This is a genomic window from Dietzia sp. IBK-p2-15D (genome assembly GCF_057773105.1).
The window spans coordinates 159,587-176,852 of the sequence record NZ_JBYMTK010000002.1; the positions used below are offsets into that span (position 1 = coordinate 159,587).

A 17,266-nucleotide genomic window follows, 5' to 3' on the forward strand; every position below is an offset into this window, starting at 1 on the left:
CGCCGTCAGTCGCGCGGCAGCGGCTTGACCATCGGGAACAGGATGGTCTCGCGGATGCCCAGGCCGGTCAGCGCCATGAGCAGTCGATCGATCCCCATCCCGAGCCCGGTGGTCGGCGGCATGCCCTGCTCCATCGCGGCGAGGAACTCCTCGTCGAGCACCATCGCCTCGTCGTCACCCGCCGCCGCGAGCCGTGCCTGGTCCTCGAAGCGCTGACGCTGGATGACGGGATCGACGAGCTCCGAGTAGCCGGTCGCCAGCTCGAAGCCGCGGACGTACAGGTCCCACTTCTCCGTGACCCCGCGGTCGGTGCGGTGATCGCGGGTCAACGGCGAGGTCTCCACGGGGAAGTCCCGCACGAAGACCGGTCCGTCGAGCTGATCGCCGCACAGGTGCTCCCAGAGCTCCTCGACGAGCTTGCCGTGCAGCCACCCCTGGCCACTGGGGACCTCGAGACCGACCTTCCCCGCCAGTTCGGTGAGCTCGTCGACCGTCGAGTCGACCGTGACGGGGTCCTCGTCGTCGTCCCCCACCACCCCGGGGTGCTTGGCGCGCAGCGCCTCGTTGAGGGACGGGTACATCCGCATCTCGCGCCACTGCCCGCCGAGGTCGTACTCGGTGCCGTCGGCGAGCGTGACCGTCGTGGAGCCGAACACCGCGTGCGCGACCTCCTGGATGACCTCGCGGATCATCGTGGCCGAGGTGTCGTAGTCCCCGTAGGCCTGATAGGTCTCGAGCATCGCGAACTCGGGACTGTGGGAGGAGTCCACGCCCTCGTTGCGGAAGTTGCGGTTGATCTCGAAGACCCGCTCGATCCCGCCCACCACGCACCGCTTGAGGAACAGCTCGGGGGCGATGCGCAGGTACAAGTCCAGATCGAGCGCGTTGGAATGGGTGATGAACGGCCGGGCCGCCGCGCCGCCGTGCAGCGTCTGCAGCATCGGCGTCTCCACCTCGAGGAAGCCGCGCTTCTCCAGCGCGTCTCGCAGGGCGCGGACCACCTTGATGCGGGTGATGGCGTTGCGGCGGGCGGCGTCCCGCATGATCAGGTCGGTGTAGCGCTGGCGGACCCGGGTGTCCTCGCTCAGCTCCTTGTGCGCCACCGGCAGCGGGCGCAGCGACTTGGCCGCCAGCACCCAGGAATCGGCCATGACGGACAGCTCACCGCGCTTGGACCGGACGACCCGGCCGGTCACCGAGACGTGGTCACCCAGGTCAACGTCCTGCTTCCACGCGTCGAGCCGCTCCTGGCCCACGTTGGCGAGCGAGAGCATCACCTGCAGCTGCGGCGTGAGCGGTCCCACCTCCCCCTCCGCCACCGGGGCGGACAGGTCCGCCGACGGGTCGAGACCGTCCTGCAGGCGCACGAAGCACAGCTTGCCGGTGTTGCGGATGAACAGGACCCGGCCCGCCACCGAGACCCGGGCGTCGGTCTCCTCACCCGGCTCCAGCGCGGTGAAGCGGGGGTCCGAGGTGATCTCGGCGAGCCCGTGGGTACGGGGGACCTCCACCGGGTAGGCCTGCGCCCCGGAGTCGAGGATACGCTGCCTCTTGTCGCGGCGGATGCGCAGCTGCTCAGGGGTGTCGTCGGCGGGCTCACCGGTGGCGGCCCCGGGCGCGGCGGGAGTCGAATCGGTCACGACTGTCGAGGATAGTCGTGACCGGCCCGGGGACCGAACCCGTGGGCTGCGACCCGTCGGCCTCAGGCCATGTCGAGGACGTGCAGCTCCAGTCGGTCGGACAGCGCCTCGATCGCGGCGGCGGCGCGCACACTGTTGCCGTGCTCGTCCAACCGGGGCGAGTACGCGGCCACCCCGAGCCGGCCGGGCACCACCGCGAACAGGCACCCCGAGACGCCGCTCTTGGCGGGCAGACCCACCTGGTAGACCCAGTCCCCGGCCGCGTCGTACATGCCGCACGTGAACATCACACTGTTGGCGTAGCGCACCGCCCGTCGACCCAGGACCTGCTCACCGTCACCCGGCAGCCGCCCGCCGCCCGCGAACATCGCGGCCATGTGCGCCAGCTCGCGGGTGTCCACCCGGATCGCGCACTGCCGGCCGTACCCGGACACCACCTGGTGGGGGTCGTCGGCCAGGGTGCCCTCCTCCGCCAGCAGATGCGCGAGCGCCTGGTTCCGGTGGGCGCTCCGGGACTCGATGTCGATGATCTGCTGGTCGACCTCGACCTCCCGGCCCACGAGGCGGGAGAACATCACGCGGATCTGTTCGAAACGGGTGTCCTCGTCGTCGTCCTCCTCCCCCACCAGCGCGTGCGCGGCCAGCGCGCCGGCGTTGACGAGGGCGTTGGGGGCGCGGCCCGTGCCGGCCTCGAGGGAGATCTCGTTGAACGGGTCCCCGGAGGGTTCCACCCCGATCCGCTTCGCGACCACGTCGACGCCCTTCTGGTCCAGCGCGAGCGCGTAGACGAACGGTTTGGACGCGGACTGCAGGTCGAAGAGCGTCTCGTCATCGCCGGCCGAGACGACGTGGCCGTCCAGGTCGCAGACCGCCAGCGCGAGGGCGTCGGGGTGGGGGTGCTCGTAATCGCCGAGGTGGGGGACGACGTCGCCGGAGGCGTCCTCCCGCACCTCGTCGAGGATCTCGGCCAGCAGGTCCGCGGAGATGTCCGTCATGGTGCGACCGTACCGGCGCCGGCGTGCCGACGCCCCCGGTCGACCGGGCTCAGTGTGCCGAGATGGCCGAGCGCTCCCGCAGCAGGTGGTCGGCCCCGGAGAGCAGGGCCAGCGCCCGGGCGGCCCGGAGTGCGTCGTGGCCGCCGTCCACCGCGCGGACCCCGCGGACGCCGCGCGAATGGAGCTCCAGGGCGAACAATTCGGCATCGAGGCCGTCATCGCTGACGAGGACGACCGCCCTGCCGTCGGTGACGGCGGCGAGCGGCGCGGCCGATCGGGGGTCGAGGAGGTCGACGACGGGCCGGGCCTCCACCGCGACGGCGCCCGCGAGCACTCCCTGGCGCTCACGCTGGGCCCGGGACCGGATGTCGACGACGAGGGCGCCCGCACGGACCGCCGCGGGGTAGTCGCCGGCGGCGAGGCTGGTCGCGGCGCCCGTGCTGGACGACGTCGCCGTGGCGGGGGTTCCCGCCGTGGCGGAGGTGGTGCTGAAGCTGGTGGTCATGCGGTGCTCCCGGGAGAGGTGAGGGCGGCTGGGGTGTGGCGGGGGCCTGCCGGTCGGGGACACCTGTGCTGGACGCGCGCGGAGGCCACCGGACCGGCCGGGGGCATTCGTCGCGTTGTCATGCGGCCATAGTAGACAGACCGGTCTATCTGCCGCAAGGGCCGCTCGCGCGCGGGGCCGGCGCACGGGGCCGGCGCACGGGGCCGGCGTGGCGGTCGACACTGGCGCCCGGCCGGGTAGTTGATGCATCATGTATATGAGAGAAGGAGAACCATGACCGCCTCGTCCCCCTCGACCGCCCGTCAACCCGCCGTCTTCATCGGCCACGGCGTTCCCCTCAACGCCCTCGAGGAGAACGAGTGGACCCGCCAGTGGGCCGCCCTCGGCGCATCCCTGCCCGAGCGGCCGCGGGCCGTACTGGCCGTGTCCGCGCACTGGTACATAGGCGCCACCGCCGTCACCGCGATGTCGGCGCCGCGCACCATCCACGACTTCTACGGCTTCCCCCGCGAGCTCAACGAGTTCGAGTACCCCGCCGCGGGCGCCCCGGAGCTCGTGGACGAGGTGGCCGAAGCCGTCAAGCCCACCTGGGTCGGCGCCGACCAGGACTCCTGGGGCCTCGACCACGGGACGTGGTCCGTCCTCACGCACGTGTTCCCCGACGCGGACGTGCCGGTGGCCCAGTTGTCGGTGGACGCGTCCAAGCCGGCGGGTTACCACTTCGACCTGGGCACCCGGCTGGCCGCCCTGCGGGATTCGGGCGTCCTCGTGCTGGCCAGCGGCAACGTGGTGCACAACCTCGCGGCGGTGGACCCGTCGCTCGGCGACACGGGCACCGACTGGGCCCACCGGTTCGACGACCACGCCCGGGAGTTGCTCACCACGCGCCCCGAGGATGCCCTCGCGCTGACCGAGCACCCGGACGCCCGGCTGGCCGTGCCCACGGCGGACCACTTCCTGCCGCTGCTGTACACGGCGGGAATGGCGGCGGGCTCCGGCGAGACGCTCGACGCGTTCACCAGGGGCTACGCCTGGGGTTCGGTCTCCATGACCAGCTACCGCTCGGCGGCCTGAGCCACGGCCCCGGCATCCGCTCGGGCGCCTGCTCGCCCCCGACAGTCGCCTCTCTCGATGGCGTCTCGCGCGCCCCGCGGTGCAGGCCAGACGCCATCGCCGCGGGCGGCTGCGTTTCCGGCGGACAGGGGCGCGAGCGGGAGTCCATGCGCGGGAGCCCCTGCGTGCGAGGCAGGACCTGCGTGTGCGGGAGCCCCTGCGTGTGAGGGAGAACCTCGGCGAGCTGCTCAGCTCAGGAATTGCGCTCGAACACCAACCGCAGGCCCTCCAGCGCCAGTTCGGGCTCGACGTCGGTGATGGTCCGGGATTCCTCCGCCACGACGTCCGCGCGCAGCCCCGTGAGGACGACGGAGGCGTCGGCGAGCTCGGGGACGTCGGTGCGCAGCCGGTCGACGAGTGCGTCGATCTGGCCGGCGAACCCGATCACGATGCCGGCCTGGAGTGCCGCGACGGTGTTCTTGCCCAGGGCCCCCTTGGGTCGCACGACCTCGATCTTGCGCAGGGCGGCGGCGCGCTCGGCGAGGGCGTCGACGGAGATGTCGATGCCGGGCGCGATCGCCCCACCGAGCAGCTCGCCGCGGGCGGAGACGGCGTCGACGGTGGTCGCCGTGTCGACGTCGACGACGACGACGGGCCCCTCGAACAGCGTGTGGGCGGCCAACGCGTTGACCACGCGGTCCGAGCCCACCTCCCGCGGGTTGTCGACCTTGAGCGGCACCCCGGTCTTCACCCCGGGCGCGACGACGACGGCCGGAAGTCCCGGCCAGTAGTCGACGGCCATCCGGCGCAGTTCCCCGGTGACAGACGGGACCACGGACATCGCGGAGATACCGGTGAGCTGCTGCGCGCAGTCCCCCAGCAGGCCGCGGATCGTCAGGGCGAGTTCGTCCGAGGTCACCGCCGGTGACGTGCGCATACTCCAGGTGCGCTCGAGCGGCCCGCCGCCCGGGGGGAAGATGCCGAGCCGGATGTGGGTGTTGCCGACGTCGACGGTGAGCAGCATCTTCTGTCCGCGCTGCCTAGACGGCGGCGGGCTCCGGCACGCGGGGGTTCTTCAGACCCGAGCCCTCGGGCACGTCCGCGGGGTCGGTGCCCTCGGTGAGCATGCGGTTGTCGCCGTCGACGAACACCACGCGGGGGGAGTAGGCCCGCGCCTCGGCGTCGGACATCTGGGCGTAGGCGATGATGATGACCAGGTCGCCGGGGTGCACGAGGTGGGCGGCGGCACCGTTGATGCTGATCACGCCGGAGCCGCGCTCGCCGGTGATGGCGTAGGTGGTCAGGCGGGCGCCGTTGTCGATGTCGACGATGTCGATCTGCTGGCCCTCGAGCAGGTCGGCGGCGTCCATGAGGTCGGCGTCGATCGTGCAGGAACCGACGTAGTGCAGGTCGGCCTGGGTGACGGTGGCACGGTGGATCTTGGAGTGGAGCATGGTGCGCTGCATCTACTGGCCTTCCTCGAGGTCACGGGCCATCTCGGCCTGTTGGGCGGCGACGGTGGCCTCGGCGGCGGCGACGAAGCCGGTGCCGATCGCCACGCCGACGTTGTCGATGAGTCTGGTGGTCCCGATGCGGGCCGCGACGAGGAGCCTGCCGGGACCCTCCTCCGGCGGTTCCCCGAGGTCCCCGGCGCGCAGCTCGAGGTAGTCGATCGTGATCTGCGGCCGCTCGTCCAGGACCGCGCGGGCGGCGTCGACGACGGCCCGGCGCCCGCCCTTCGCGGCGAACGTCCCCGCCACGAGGGCGGCGTTGAGGACGGTGGCCAGTTCCCGCTCCTCGGCGGACAGGTAGCGGTTGCGGGAGCTCATCGCCAGCCCGTCCGACTCCCGGATGGTCGGGACGCCGACCACACGCACGTCCATGTCCAAGTCCGCCACCATCTGGCGGATGAGCACCAACTGCTGGTAGTCCTTCTCCCCGAAGAACGCCTGGTGGGGGGAGACGATGTTGAACAACTTGTTCACCACGGTGAGCATCCCGGCGAAGTGGCCGGGTCGCGCGGCCCCGTCGAGGATCTCACCGGTCGGGCCGGGCTGCACCGTCGTGCGGGGTCCGTCCGGGTACATGGTGGCCGCGCTGGGCGCGAAGACGAGTTCCACGCCGGCGTCGGCGAGCCGGGCCACGTCCTCGTCGAGGGTGCGCGGGTAGGCGTCGAGGTCCTCGCCGGGCCCGAACTGCAGAGGGTTGACGAAGATCGACACCACCACGACCGACCCCGGGGTGCGGCGGGCGGCCTCGACCAGCGCGAGATGCCCCTCGTGGAGGGCGCCCATGGTGGGGACGAACGTGATCTGCTTGCCGACCTTGCGCAGCGACTCGGTGACCGCGCGCAGCGAGGACGGGTCGTGGTGAATGGTCAGCTCACCCCGGTTGTATCCGGTGTTCGGGCGACCGGGGACCGCGGTCCGGACCGCGAAGGTGGTGGGGGTCATCGAAGCTGCTCCGTGAGGTCGGGGGCCAGGAGGTCGGTCACGTCGGCTCCGGCCCCGACGCGGTCGGCGGTGCGCAACGCGAGCGCCCGGTAGCCGGCGGCGATGCCCCCGTCGACGTCCTCGAGGGCATCGAGGTGGCGGGAGACCGTGACGGCGTCACCGCGCATCACCGGACCGGTCAGGGCCGAGTCCCCGGAGGCCAGGACGTTGTCGAGGGCGGCCCGCAGGAGCGGCTCCAGGGTGCGGCGCGCGAGCGCCTCCGCGTCCTGCCCGAGCATGCCGTCGGGATCGCCCTCGACTCCGCCCCCGGGCAGGACGGCGAACGACGCGGCGAGCGCCTCGGCGGCGTCGTTGACGAGGGTGACGAGGTGGTTGGCGCCGTGCGCGAGGGCCGCGTGGTAGAGGGCCCGATGGGATTCGGCGACGGTGACGGGCAGGCCACCGGTCTCCATGACCAGCATCTGGCCGACGACCAGTCCGATCTCGTCCGGGGAGGTGAGCGCCCACGAGCACCCCTCCATGCGGTCGATATCGGCCGCTCCCCCGGTGAAGGTCATGGCCGGGTGCGCGGCGACGACCACGGCACCGGCGTCGGCGGCGGGGCGCAGGACTTCCGCGCCCACCGCGCCGGCCACGTGGACGACGATGTGGCCCGGCCGGAAGGCGTTCACGTCGGCGAGCTCGGCCACGACCCCGGGTAGGGCCGAGTCCGGCACCGCGAGGATGAGGAGTTCGCCCGCCGCCGCCGCGTCGGCGGGATCGGTGATGCGGGCCTCGGGGAGGCGGCGGGCAGCGAGGTCCCGCGACTGCGACGAGCGTGCGACGAGGGCGGAGACGACGTGTCCCCGCCGCTCGAGCGCGGCGCCCACAGCGGTGCCCACGCGACCCGCGGACACGAGGCCGATGGACAGGCGGGCAGGGGGTGTTCCGGTGACGCCGTGGTCGGACATCTCAGGGTGCTCCAGTGCTCGATCCGTTCCAGGCCCACTCACTGATGGTGGGTCCCGGACATCTCGCAGGCGAGAGTAGTCGCGGCTGCGGCCACGAGCAGCATCGAGTGGCGTACTTCACACAACCGATGCGAGGGGCGGCGCCACCGTCGGCGCGGCTCAGTCCTCCGCGCGACGGCGGCGGCGGCCCGATGTGGATTCGGACCCCTCCCCCAGCCGCGCCATGAGTTCTGCCACCGACAGACCCGAGCCCTCGCCGTGGCGACTCGGCGAAGCCGACTCGGTGGCCGGGGCCTGCGTCGACTGCGACCGCGGCTGCGCGGCCGTCTCGCCGGCGGTGGCGGGCGACTCGTGTTTGCCGGCCTTCTCGGAGGGGGACGACTCGTGCTTGCCTGCCTTCTCCGAGGAGCCGGACGCGGCCGCGCCCCCGGACGCCACCGGGGATCCCGACGCGGCGGTCTTGTCCGACGTGGCGCCCTCGACGGCCGACGCCGCGGGCCGGGAGCTCGTGCTCGTGCTCGTATTCGCGGGCGTACGCGCGGGCTCGGGCGAGCTGGCGGGCTCGGGCCGTGCCTGCGGTCGCGAGGTGGCGCCGGAGCCGAAGCCGGAGCTGCTGCCGGCGCTGCTGCCGGCAGCGGAACGCGCATCGCGCGCGCCGGACGTGGGGCGCACCGCCGGGCGACGGGGGTCCCCCGCCGGCGTGTCGGACCGGGACTCCCGATCGGAGACCGGGGTCAGTCGCTCGGTGCGCTCGGTGCTCGGGGTGACGTCCGGACCGACGCCGGAGGCCGATGATGCGGGGGACCGCGTCGCGCCGGAAGCGGAACGGGGACCCGCGACCGGGCCGGAGTCCGATCCCGGGGCACGCCGACGGGGCGCCACCCGCTCGGACGGGACGGACGGCAGCGACGATCCCGCACCCAGCTGCCCGGCGGGACCGAGCCCACCGACCGCGAAGCGGTCCTCGGGGAGACTGACGCCCAGTGCGCCGAGCTGCTCGCGCAGCGCCGCGATCTCTTGCCTCAGTGCGACGATCGAGTCACTGGTCTCGGCGCGCACCGAGGCCCGCAGGTCCCGCTCCACGACGAGCTCGTGCTCCCGGCGGGCGGAGATCTCCCTCTCGAGCTGCAGTTCGTAGACGGTGTGCAGGTCGCGGACCCGGGCGGCCTCGGTGGCGGCCTGCCGCCGGTACCGGGCGACGAGGAACGCGCCGATGAACGCGGCCCACAGTGCGGAGAGTGTCCCGATGCGCATCCAGACCGGGTTGTCGGAGAAGACCATCACGACCGTGGCGATGATCGCCAGGAGGAGCAGCACCCCCAGGGCGATGTTCGCCAGTCCACGATCGTCGCCTCGCGCGGGGCGAGCTGACCGGGGCTTGTCCATCGCGCCGTCGGAACTCATGCCCCGCATGATACGCGGAGAATCACGGGTCACACGGGTAACCAGCGCGTGTCTGCAGTAACGGGGGCGGGCATGAGAGGACCGGTCCGGCTCGGGCCCCTCAGGCGGGGTCGGCGAGGCCGCCGTTCTCGTCGTCGTCGGGGGGCGTCTCACACGCCGATTCGAGGAAGAGTCCCGCCGCCACCAACACCGCGCCGGACACCAGGACAGCGACTGATGCGGGCAGCTCCGCGCCCGCCACCGCGAGGTCGCCGAGCCGTGACAGGAAGTACAGCGTCAGCCCGGCCCCTGCCCCGGCGCCCGCGGCGCCGAGCACGGCGGAGGCCTGTCCGAGGGCGGCGCTGCGGGCGATGGTGAGCGGGTGCATCTGGCTGCGGTCCTGCCCGACGCCGCCGTCGGAGATCGCGGCGCGGATCCGCAGGGACAGCAGCACGTCGACCACCGCGATCGCCACGAGGGTCACCCAGCCGAAGCCGATCGGGGTCACAGCGCCGAGGAAGGACCCGGTGAGAACGTAGGCGGCCACCGCCGCGACGAGCGCCACCAGGACGAGGGTGGACTTCGCGACACGCGTCATGTCACTCCCCCCGGGCCGCCGGGAGCCAACGGATCGGGCAGCCGGCGCACCGCGGCGACGTCCCCGGGATCGAGCGCGTCGAGACACTCCCGGACCGGCACCCCGTCCAGCCGGGCGGCCGGGTCGATCTCCAGCCACGGGACCATCACGAAGGCCCGCTCGGCCGCGCGGGGGTGCGGCAGCGTGAGCCCCGGGTCGTCGGACGCCACCGGCTCACCGTCCAGCTCGGCGGTCACCACGTCCACGTCGAGGGTCCGCGGACCCCAGCGCACCTCGCGGGTCCGGCCCGCGGCCCTCTCGCGGGCGAAACCCCACTCGAGGACGTCCGTCGGGGAACCGGGATGGTCGACGACGAGGACGGCGTTGAGGAAGTCGTCCTGCTCGACGCCGCCCCACGGCGGGGTGGCGTACACCGACGAGACCGCGCGCAGGATGCCGTCCGCGGCCGCGGCGTCGACGACCCCCCGCAGCAGCGAGAGAGCGTCCCCCTGGTTGCCGCCGATCGACAGCACCGCCCGGCAGCTCACCGCTCTCCCCCCGCGGCGGCGCTCCCGCCCGCGCGCGAGCGGTGGGCCACGACGGCGACGTCGGCGAACTCCGCCGGGATCGGCGCCTGGGGCTTGTGCAGGGTCACCTCCACCGCGTCCGCACCGGGGGCCATCTCCATGATCCCGTCGGCGATCCGCGAGGCGACGGTCTCGATGAGGTCGAGCGATGGTCCGGCCACCACATCACGGGCGAACAGGGCCAGCGCCCCGTAGTCGACGGTGTCGGCCAGGTCGTCGGACGCGGCGGCGGCCGTGAAGTCGGTCCACAGGACGAGGTCGACCAGGAAGTCCTGGCCGTCCCGCTTCTCGTGCTCGAAGACCCCGTGCGTGCCGCGCACCTTCAGGCCCCGCAGTTCGATCCGGTCGAGTTCGCTGCGATCCGCCATCAGTTCACCCCCGCCCGTCCGGCGGCCCACGCGGCGGCCACCCGCACCGCGTCCGCACTGGGGGCCACGTCATGGACCCGGACCGCCCACGCGCCGGCGGCGGCGGAGAGCGACGTGATCGCGGCCGTCGCCGGATCGCGGCCCGCCACCTCGCGCGGCCGGGCGTCCGATCCGGGCAGCAGCGACCCGAGGAATCGTTTGCGGGACGCGGCGACGAGTACCGGGAACCCCAGCTCGATCAGCCGGTCCAGCCCGTGCAGCAGCGCCCAGTTGTCGTCGGCGTCCTTGGCGAAGCCGAGGCCCGGGTCGAGCACGATGTCGGCGGCGTCGACCCCCGCGGCGATCGCGGCGTCGGCGCGGCGGGCCAGGTGGTCGCGCACCGCACCCACGACATCCCCGCCGTAGTCGGATCGGCCTCCCGCGCCGGCGCGGTACTCGTCCGGAGACACCCAGTGCATGAGGATGACGGAGGCGCGGTGCTCGGCCACGACCCTCAACATGTCGGGGTCGGCGAGCCCGCCCGAGACGTCGTTGACGATCGCGGCGCCCTCCTCGAGGGCACGCGACGCCACCCCGGCGCGCATGGTGTCCACCGAGACCGGCGCGAGGCCGGACACCGCACGGACCAGCGGGACGACCCGCTGCTCCTCGTCCGACTCCTCGACGCGGAGGGCGCCGGGCCGGGTGGACTCCCCACCGATGTCGATGAGGTCGGCGCCGTCGGAGACCATGCGTCGGGCGTGCGCGACGGCATCGTGATGCGCGAGGTGGCGCCCACCGTCGGAGAAGGAATCGGCCGTGACGTTGAGGACGCCCATCACCGCGCACCGGTCCGGGCGGGGCAGCAGACCGGGCGCGCTCACGTCCCGCGCAGGAGGCCGAGCGCCTCCGCCCTGGTGGAGGCGTTGGTCCGCATGTTGCCGCGGACGGCCGAGGTGGTGGTGACCGCCCCCGCCTTCTGGATCCCCCGCATCGACATGCACAGGTGCTCGCACTCGATCACCACGAGCACGCCCGAGGGTGCGAGCCTGTCGACCAGCGCGTCGGCGACCTGACTGGTGAGCCGTTCCTGGACCTGGGGCCGCTTGGCGTAGAGATCCACCAGTCTGGCGAGCTTGCTCAGACCGGTGACCGCCCCGGACTGTCCCGGGATGTAGCCGATGTGGGCGACGCCGTGGAAGGGCACCAGGTGGTGTTCGCAGGTCGAGTAGATGGGGATGTCCCGCACCAACACGAGCTCGCGGTGGTCCTCGTCGAAGGTCCTGGACAGCACCTCCGACGGGTCTGTGTACAGCCCGGAGAAGACCTCGCGGTAGGCCCTGGCCACCCGCGCGGGTGTGTCCTGCAGCCCCTCGCGCTCCGGGTCCTCGCCCACGGCGATCAACAGCTCGCGGACCGCGGCCTCGGCGCGCTCGGCATCGAAGACCCGCCCCGTGGGGAGCGACCGGGCATCGGCGGCGGGTATGTGGTCAGGCGTCGTCATTCATTCCTCTTCTCGCACGGAGTCGACCGTGCGGTCAGTCCTCACGTTCCCACGGCGCACGCCAGTCGGCGTCCTTGTCCTCACGGCGGTGCGAACCGCGGTCCACGGCGCCCGGGGTCGACCCGCCGGACGCGTCGCCGTCACCGCCGTCGCCCACCGCCGACCACGCCCGGGTCGGGGCCTCGGACGGCCCCTCGCTCCGACCGGCCCGTTCCGGACCGTCAGCGCTCCCGGATCCTTCCGTGCCCCCGGTGCCGTTGGTGCTCCCGGAGCCGTTGGTGCTCCCGGAGCCGTCGTTCCTCTGCAGGCCCTCGGGCGCGGCCGGCAGGCGGGTGGTCTCGGCCCCGCTCGGCCCCCGGTCACCGCGGTGCGCGGGCTGACGCGGGGGCCAGCCCGGCGCCGACCAGCCCGGGGGCGGCGGCGTGCCGTAGGCCGGGATACCGGTCGGACGCTGCCCGCCGCCGGCGGGCACGCCACGGCCCGAGCCGCCACCGGGCATCCCCACAGGGGCGCCCACGCCGTTGCGGTCACCCCCGTCGTCGCCGGGGCCGTCCGCCTCGCCCGGATCACGGGCGTCCTCGGCGTCGCGGCCGGCCGGGAGGACCGGCATGGCGAACGGATCGGTCACCGGCGGGGGCCACGGCTCGCCACGCTCCTTGGCCAGTTCCCCCGGGGTCTTGATGGGCGGACGGGCCGACGGGATGCGTCCACCGAAGTCGTCGAACTCGGTGATCCGCGGCCGCTTGACCACGTCGGCGAACAGCCTCTCGAGGTCGTCCTGCCGCAGGGTCTCCTTCTCGAGGAGTTCGCCCGCGACCGCGTCGAGGATGTCGCGGTTGGACTCGAGGACCTGCCAGGCCTCGGTGTGGGCGGAGTCGATGATGCGGCGCACCTCGTCGTCGATGATCTTGGCGACCTCCGGCGAGTACTCCCCCGCCGCGGAACCGCCGCGGCCGAGGAACGGGTCCCCGCCCTCGCCGCCGTACTTCACGGCACCGAGCTTCGCGCTCATGCCGTACTCGGCGACCATCGTCCGCGCGATCCGGGTGGCCTGCTCGATATCCGAGCTGGCGCCCGAGGTGGGCTCACCGAAGACGTACTCCTCGGCGGCGCGGCCACCCATCGCCATGACGACGCGGGCGATCATGTCTGCCCGGGTCATCAAGGACTTGTCGTCCTCGGGGACCACCAGTGCGTGACCACCGGTGCGCCCACGCGCGAGGATGGTGACCTTGTGGACGGGCTCGAGGTCCTCCATCGCCCACGCCGCCAGCGCGTGGCCGGACTCGTGGTACGCGGTGACCTTCTTCTCGTGCTCACTGATCACCCGGTGCTTGCGGCGGGGGCCGCCCACCACCCGGTCGGTGGCCTCCTCGAGGATGTCGATGTCGATCTCGTCGCGACCCAGCCGGGCCGCGAGCAGGGCGCCCTCGTTGAGCACGTTGGCCAGGTCCGCGCCCGACATCCCGATCGTGCGCCTGGCCAGCGAGGTCATGTTGACGTTCTCGGCCAGCGGCTTGCCCGCGGAGTGCACGGCGAGGATCGCCTCGCGACCCTTGAGGTCGGGATTGGTCACCGGGACCTGGCGGTCGAAACGCCCCGGCCGCAGTAGCGCCGGATCGAGTACGTCCGGGCGGTTGGTCGCGGCGATCATGATGACGGTCTCGCGGTCGCTGAACCCGTCCATCTCGACCAGCAGCTGGTTGAGCGTCTGCTCACGCTCGTCGTGGCCGCCGCCGGTGCCCGAGCCACGGTGCCGGCCCACCGCGTCGATCTCGTCGACGAACACGATGCAGGGCGCGTTCTGCTTGGCCTTCTCGAACAGGTCACGCACCCGCGAGGCGCCGACACCGACGAACATCTCGACGAAATCCGAACCCGAGATCGAGTAGAACGGCACCCCGGCCTCACCCGCGACCGCGCGGGCCAGCAGGGTCTTGCCCGTTCCGGGCGGGCCGTAGAGCAGCACACCGCGCGGGATCTTGGCGCCGAGACGCTCGTAGCGCGCCGGGTTCTGGAGGAAGTCCTTGATCTCGTTGAGTTCCTCGACCGCCTCGTCCTCGCCCGCGACGTCGGCGAACGTGGTCTGGGGCATGTCCTTGGTGAACTCCACGGCGCGCGACTTGCCCACGCCGAACAGTCCGCCCTTGCCGCCCTGCATGCGGGACATGAAGTAGAACAGCAACCCGAACAGGATGAGCATCGGCAGCAGGAACGACAGCATCTGCGACAGGAAACCCTGCTGGTTGACCGCGGTGTCGTACTTCTCCGGCTCCGCCGCGGCCACCCGGTCGAAGACCTGGTCCGCCGCCCGCTCCGGGTACTTGGCGAGGAGCTTGTCGGTCTCGTCCGCACCGTCCTCCGGGGCGATCGGGGTCTCGAGCGTGAGCCGGAGCTGCTGCTCCCGGTCCTCGATCAGCGCCTCTTTCACGTTCCCCGCGTCGACCTGTGCCAACGCCACCGACGTGTCGACCTCGGCGTAGTCGCGGTCATCTCCTGTGAAGAACGAGAAGCCGACGATCGCCAGGATGATCACGCCCGCGATCGCGACGTTGCGGAAGACGGTATTGCTCTTGCGTTCCATTCGGTCCTCGTGTGGAAGGACGGCCCAGCCGGTCGACGGGCCCGGTCGTGCATCCGACTTCGTCGGTATCGCCCCAGGCTACCCGCCGAGCGGGGCCTCCCACCGTGATGATCGCCATGGGCGGACACCGCCGGGGTCGTACGATCATGGCCGTGACCACCGACCCCCTCTCCGCCGCCGAGACCGCCGAGGCCGTACGCACCGGTGCCGTCGGCGCGCTGGCCACCCTCGACGCGGCTTTCGACCGGGTGGGCGACCTCGACCCCTCGCTGCACGCCTTCACCTCCCTGCTGCGGGCGGACGGCCGCGCGGCCGGGGCCGCCGTCGACGCCGCGAGCCCGGCCGACCGTGCGGCACTGCCCCTGGCCGGGGTACCGCTGGCCGTCAAGAGCACCGTCACCCTGGACAACCCGGTCGTCGCCCCCCTGCTGGCCGCGGGCGCGGTGCCGGTGGGCATCACCGCGGCACCCCAGTTGTGCGCCTGGGGGATGACCGATTCCGACGCCCACGGGATCACCCGCAACCCGCGCGACCTCGCCCTGTCCGCCGGCGGGTCCTCCGGGGGGTCCGCGGCGGCGGTGGCCTCGGGCATGGTCCCGCTCGCGGTGGGCGACGACGGGATGGGGTCCCTGCGCATCCCCGCCGCGGCGTGCGGGATCGTCACCATCAAGCCGGGGCCCGGCGTCGTCCCCACCCGCCTGGCCGGCGACAACTGGGGCGGCCTGGCCGAATCCGGTCCGCTGGCCAGGACCGTCGGCGACGTCGCGCTGGCCCTGTCGGTGATGGCCGGTCGTCCGGAACTCGCGGACGTCGGACCCGTCCCCGGCGGGACGCGTATCGGCATGTCCGTGGCCAGCCCGATCCGGCTGGACCGCGATCTGGTGCGCATCCACGCGCCCTGGACGCGCGCGGCCCGGGAGGCCGCGGAGGTGCTGCGGGGGGCCGACCTCGTCGTCGTCGACACCACCCTGCCCTCCCCCACCGACCCCGTGCTCTATCTTGCGCGCTGGACCACCGGCGTCGCACGGGCGGCGGAGGACGAGAACCTGCCCCTGTCCGCGATGGAGCGACGCACCCGGCACCACGCACTGCTCGGCCGGACGGTCTTCCGTCGCGGCGGCGCGGGAGACGGGGACACCCGCTGGAACCGTGGCGTGGAGACGCTCCGCGCGGAGGTCGAACGGGCGATGGACTCGGCGGGGATCGACGTGTGGCTCACCCCGTCGCTGGCGGACGTGCCACCCGAGGCGACCGACTGGCACCGACGCTCCTGGGGCCGGTCATTGTGGGCGTCGATGAGGTTCTCCCCGTTCACCCCGCTGGCCAACGTGCTCGGTTGGCCCGCCGTGTCCGTCCCGTGCGGCACCACCCACACCCCCCTCGGCCGGGTCCTGCCCACCTCGGTCCAGCTCGTCGGGCGGCCCGGTTCGGAGGCGACACTGCTCGCGCTGGCGGCGGTGATCGAGAGCGGCGGTCGCTGACACTGGCCGGCAGGGGCGGGTCGGCGGGCCGCGTGGCGTCAGTCCTCCGGCAGGTCGGCGAACCTCTTCTTGACGTCCCGGTACCACCCGAGTGACTGCCGCGGCCGCCGCCACCGGCTCTTCATGTCCTCGCGCGCCGGCACGTGGGCGTCGTCGCCGGCCCCGACGCGCTCCTTGAGGTGGGCGTCCTGGGCGTTGATCACCTCGTCCGCGGTGTCACCGCGGTGCGGCAGATCGCAGGGCCCACCCAGGTCCTTGCAGGTCATGGTCTTCATGGGGTCGATCCTCCCTGTCCGGACGACGCCGGAGCGCGTCGCCTCACCCTGATGACGAGCAGGCGGCCGGAAGTGTGACCGCCCCGCTCATCTCGGCTCGCCCTCGCTGCGGCGGCGGATCGCGGCGAGCACGACCGGGTCCGCACGGAAGTCGATGCGGCTGACCACGCCGCCGGCGATCCGGAAGTCGAACGCCACCCGGGCCACGCCGCGATCGAACCAGGCCGCGCCCGGCCGCCCGTGGACGAACACCGGCAACGCCGCGGCGGCGGCCCCGTTGAAGAACTCCGCCACCGCGTCGCGGCCCTCGATGCCGACCGGGGTACCGAGGCCGACCGCGATCGGATCACCGGCCACCACCACGTCCGGCGCGAGGAGACCGAGCAGCCGGGTGAACTCACCGTTGCGTGCGGCGTCGAGGAAGGCGTCGACGACGAGCCAGTCCGCCTTCTCGACGCCGGGACCCGCTACCGCGAGCTTCGCGCGCGCCCTCGACGCCTGTTTGCGAGCCGCGGCCGGTAAGCAGTCCAACACGTCGGCGATCGTGGCGAAGTCGACCGAGAACGAGTCGTGCAGCACGAACGCCACCCGCTCGGCAGGGGCGAGTCGGTCGAGCACGACGTGCAGTGCCGCGCCCATCGACTCCGCGAGGAGCACCTCGTCGGACGGGCCCGGATCCGGTGCCGGACTGTCGACGGGCTCCGTCGGGGGCGGGACGACGGCCTTGAGCCGATCCAGGCAGAGGCGGGTCACGACGGTGGTGAGCCACGCCGGGAGTGAGTCGACCGCCCGGGTGTCGGCCCGCGCCAGCCGGAGCCACGCCTGCTGGACCACGTCCTCCGCCTCCGCCGGGTCACCGAGCACGCGGGCGGCGATCCGGACGAGCCGGGGTCGTTCACTCTCGAATTCGGAGGTCCGGTCCATACCCCTCG

18 protein-coding genes are annotated in these 17,266 nt (G+C 72.9%); 2 read left to right on the forward strand and 16 right to left on the reverse strand.

From position 1 onward, the window contains the following. Window positions 1–5: 5 nt before the first annotated feature. The 3 genes from lysS to AC3DEV_RS03650 form a co-directional block, all read right to left on the reverse strand. Window positions 6–1,640, reverse strand: coding sequence for a lysine--tRNA ligase (gene lysS / locus AC3DEV_RS03640; RefSeq protein WP_488371322.1), 1,635 nt, complete (start codon window positions 1,638–1,640; stop codon window positions 6–8). 62 nt (window positions 1,641–1,702) lie between these two features. Beyond that, a complete protein-coding gene (gene glsA / locus AC3DEV_RS03645; RefSeq protein WP_317470205.1) occupies window positions 1,703–2,635 on the reverse strand; it encodes a glutaminase A in 933 nt (310 codons plus the stop codon). Window positions 2,636–2,684: 49 nt separating this feature from the next. Further along, the gene (locus AC3DEV_RS03650) at window positions 2,685–3,140 is read right to left on the reverse strand and encodes a rhodanese-like domain-containing protein (RefSeq protein ID WP_259821977.1); all 456 of its coding nucleotides are present in this window, start codon (window positions 3,138–3,140) and stop codon (window positions 2,685–2,687) included. Between the two features lie 273 nt (window positions 3,141–3,413). Here AC3DEV_RS03650 and ygiD point away from each other — a divergent pair, with 273 nt between their 5' ends. Continuing rightward, a complete protein-coding gene (ygiD, locus tag AC3DEV_RS03655) occupies window positions 3,414–4,214 on the forward strand; it encodes a 4,5-DOPA-extradiol-dioxygenase (protein ID WP_488371323.1) in 801 nt (266 codons plus the stop codon). 232 nt (window positions 4,215–4,446) lie between these two features. Here the strand turns inward: ygiD and AC3DEV_RS03660 are convergent, their stop codons facing one another. The 11 genes from AC3DEV_RS03660 to ftsH form a co-directional block, all read right to left on the reverse strand. Continuing rightward, entirely contained in the window at window positions 4,447–5,217 is a 771-nt protein-coding gene (locus tag AC3DEV_RS03660; protein WP_488371324.1) for a type III pantothenate kinase, read from the reverse strand. Between the two features lie 16 nt (window positions 5,218–5,233). Next, entirely contained in the window at window positions 5,234–5,659 is a 426-nt protein-coding gene (gene panD / locus AC3DEV_RS03665; protein WP_067711586.1) for an aspartate 1-decarboxylase, read from the reverse strand. Next, complete coding sequence (gene panC / locus AC3DEV_RS03670) at window positions 5,660–6,646, reverse strand: pantoate--beta-alanine ligase (protein ID WP_259821981.1); 987 nt, start codon at window positions 6,644–6,646, stop codon at window positions 5,660–5,662. It abuts the gene before it with no gap. Continuing rightward, complete coding sequence (locus AC3DEV_RS03675; RefSeq protein WP_185951154.1) at window positions 6,643–7,596, reverse strand: Rossmann-like and DUF2520 domain-containing protein; 954 nt, start codon at window positions 7,594–7,596, stop codon at window positions 6,643–6,645. The genes panC and AC3DEV_RS03675 overlap by 4 nt, the downstream gene beginning before the upstream one ends. 159 nt (window positions 7,597–7,755) lie before the next feature. Next, window positions 7,756–9,000: a DUF6779 domain-containing protein gene (locus tag AC3DEV_RS03680; protein WP_488371325.1), complete on the reverse strand. Its 1,245-nt coding sequence runs from the start codon at window positions 8,998–9,000 to the stop codon at window positions 7,756–7,758. 100 nt (window positions 9,001–9,100) lie between these two features. Continuing rightward, a complete protein-coding gene (locus tag AC3DEV_RS03685; protein WP_096906109.1) occupies window positions 9,101–9,577 on the reverse strand; it encodes a DUF3180 domain-containing protein in 477 nt (158 codons plus the stop codon). Beyond that, window positions 9,574–10,104 (reverse strand): 2-amino-4-hydroxy-6-hydroxymethyldihydropteridine diphosphokinase, encoded by a 531-nt coding sequence (gene folK / locus AC3DEV_RS03690; protein WP_067711575.1) that lies wholly within the window; start codon window positions 10,102–10,104, stop codon window positions 9,574–9,576. The genes AC3DEV_RS03685 and folK overlap by 4 nt, the downstream gene beginning before the upstream one ends. After that, window positions 10,101–10,511: a dihydroneopterin aldolase gene (gene folB, locus AC3DEV_RS03695; protein WP_256820009.1), complete on the reverse strand. Its 411-nt coding sequence runs from the start codon at window positions 10,509–10,511 to the stop codon at window positions 10,101–10,103. The genes folK and folB overlap by 4 nt, the downstream gene beginning before the upstream one ends. Beyond that, entirely contained in the window at window positions 10,511–11,329 is an 819-nt protein-coding gene (folP, locus tag AC3DEV_RS03700) for a dihydropteroate synthase (protein ID WP_488371489.1), read from the reverse strand. The genes folB and folP overlap by 1 nt, the downstream gene beginning before the upstream one ends. A 41-nt stretch (window positions 11,330–11,370) precedes the next feature. Then, window positions 11,371–11,994, reverse strand: coding sequence for a GTP cyclohydrolase I FolE (gene folE / locus AC3DEV_RS03705; RefSeq protein ID WP_067711572.1), 624 nt, complete (start codon window positions 11,992–11,994; stop codon window positions 11,371–11,373). Window positions 11,995–12,028: 34 nt separating this feature from the next. Beyond that, complete coding sequence (ftsH, locus tag AC3DEV_RS03710) at window positions 12,029–14,578, reverse strand: ATP-dependent zinc metalloprotease FtsH (protein WP_256820007.1); 2,550 nt, start codon at window positions 14,576–14,578, stop codon at window positions 12,029–12,031. A gap of 146 nt (window positions 14,579–14,724) precedes the next feature. Here ftsH and AC3DEV_RS03715 point away from each other — a divergent pair, with 146 nt between their 5' ends. Continuing rightward, a complete protein-coding gene (locus AC3DEV_RS03715; protein WP_488371326.1) occupies window positions 14,725–16,059 on the forward strand; it encodes an amidase in 1,335 nt (444 codons plus the stop codon). A 38-nt stretch (window positions 16,060–16,097) separates the two neighbouring features. Here the strand turns inward: AC3DEV_RS03715 and AC3DEV_RS03720 are convergent, their stop codons facing one another. Further along, window positions 16,098–16,334 (reverse strand): DUF1059 domain-containing protein, encoded by a 237-nt coding sequence (locus AC3DEV_RS03720; RefSeq protein WP_067711567.1) that lies wholly within the window; start codon window positions 16,332–16,334, stop codon window positions 16,098–16,100. Between the two features lie 87 nt (window positions 16,335–16,421). Then, on the reverse strand, window positions 16,422–17,258 hold the full coding sequence (locus AC3DEV_RS03725) for a sigma-70 family RNA polymerase sigma factor (protein ID WP_488371327.1): 837 nt from the start codon (window positions 17,256–17,258) through the stop codon (window positions 16,422–16,424). Window positions 17,259–17,266 lie beyond the last annotated feature (8 nt).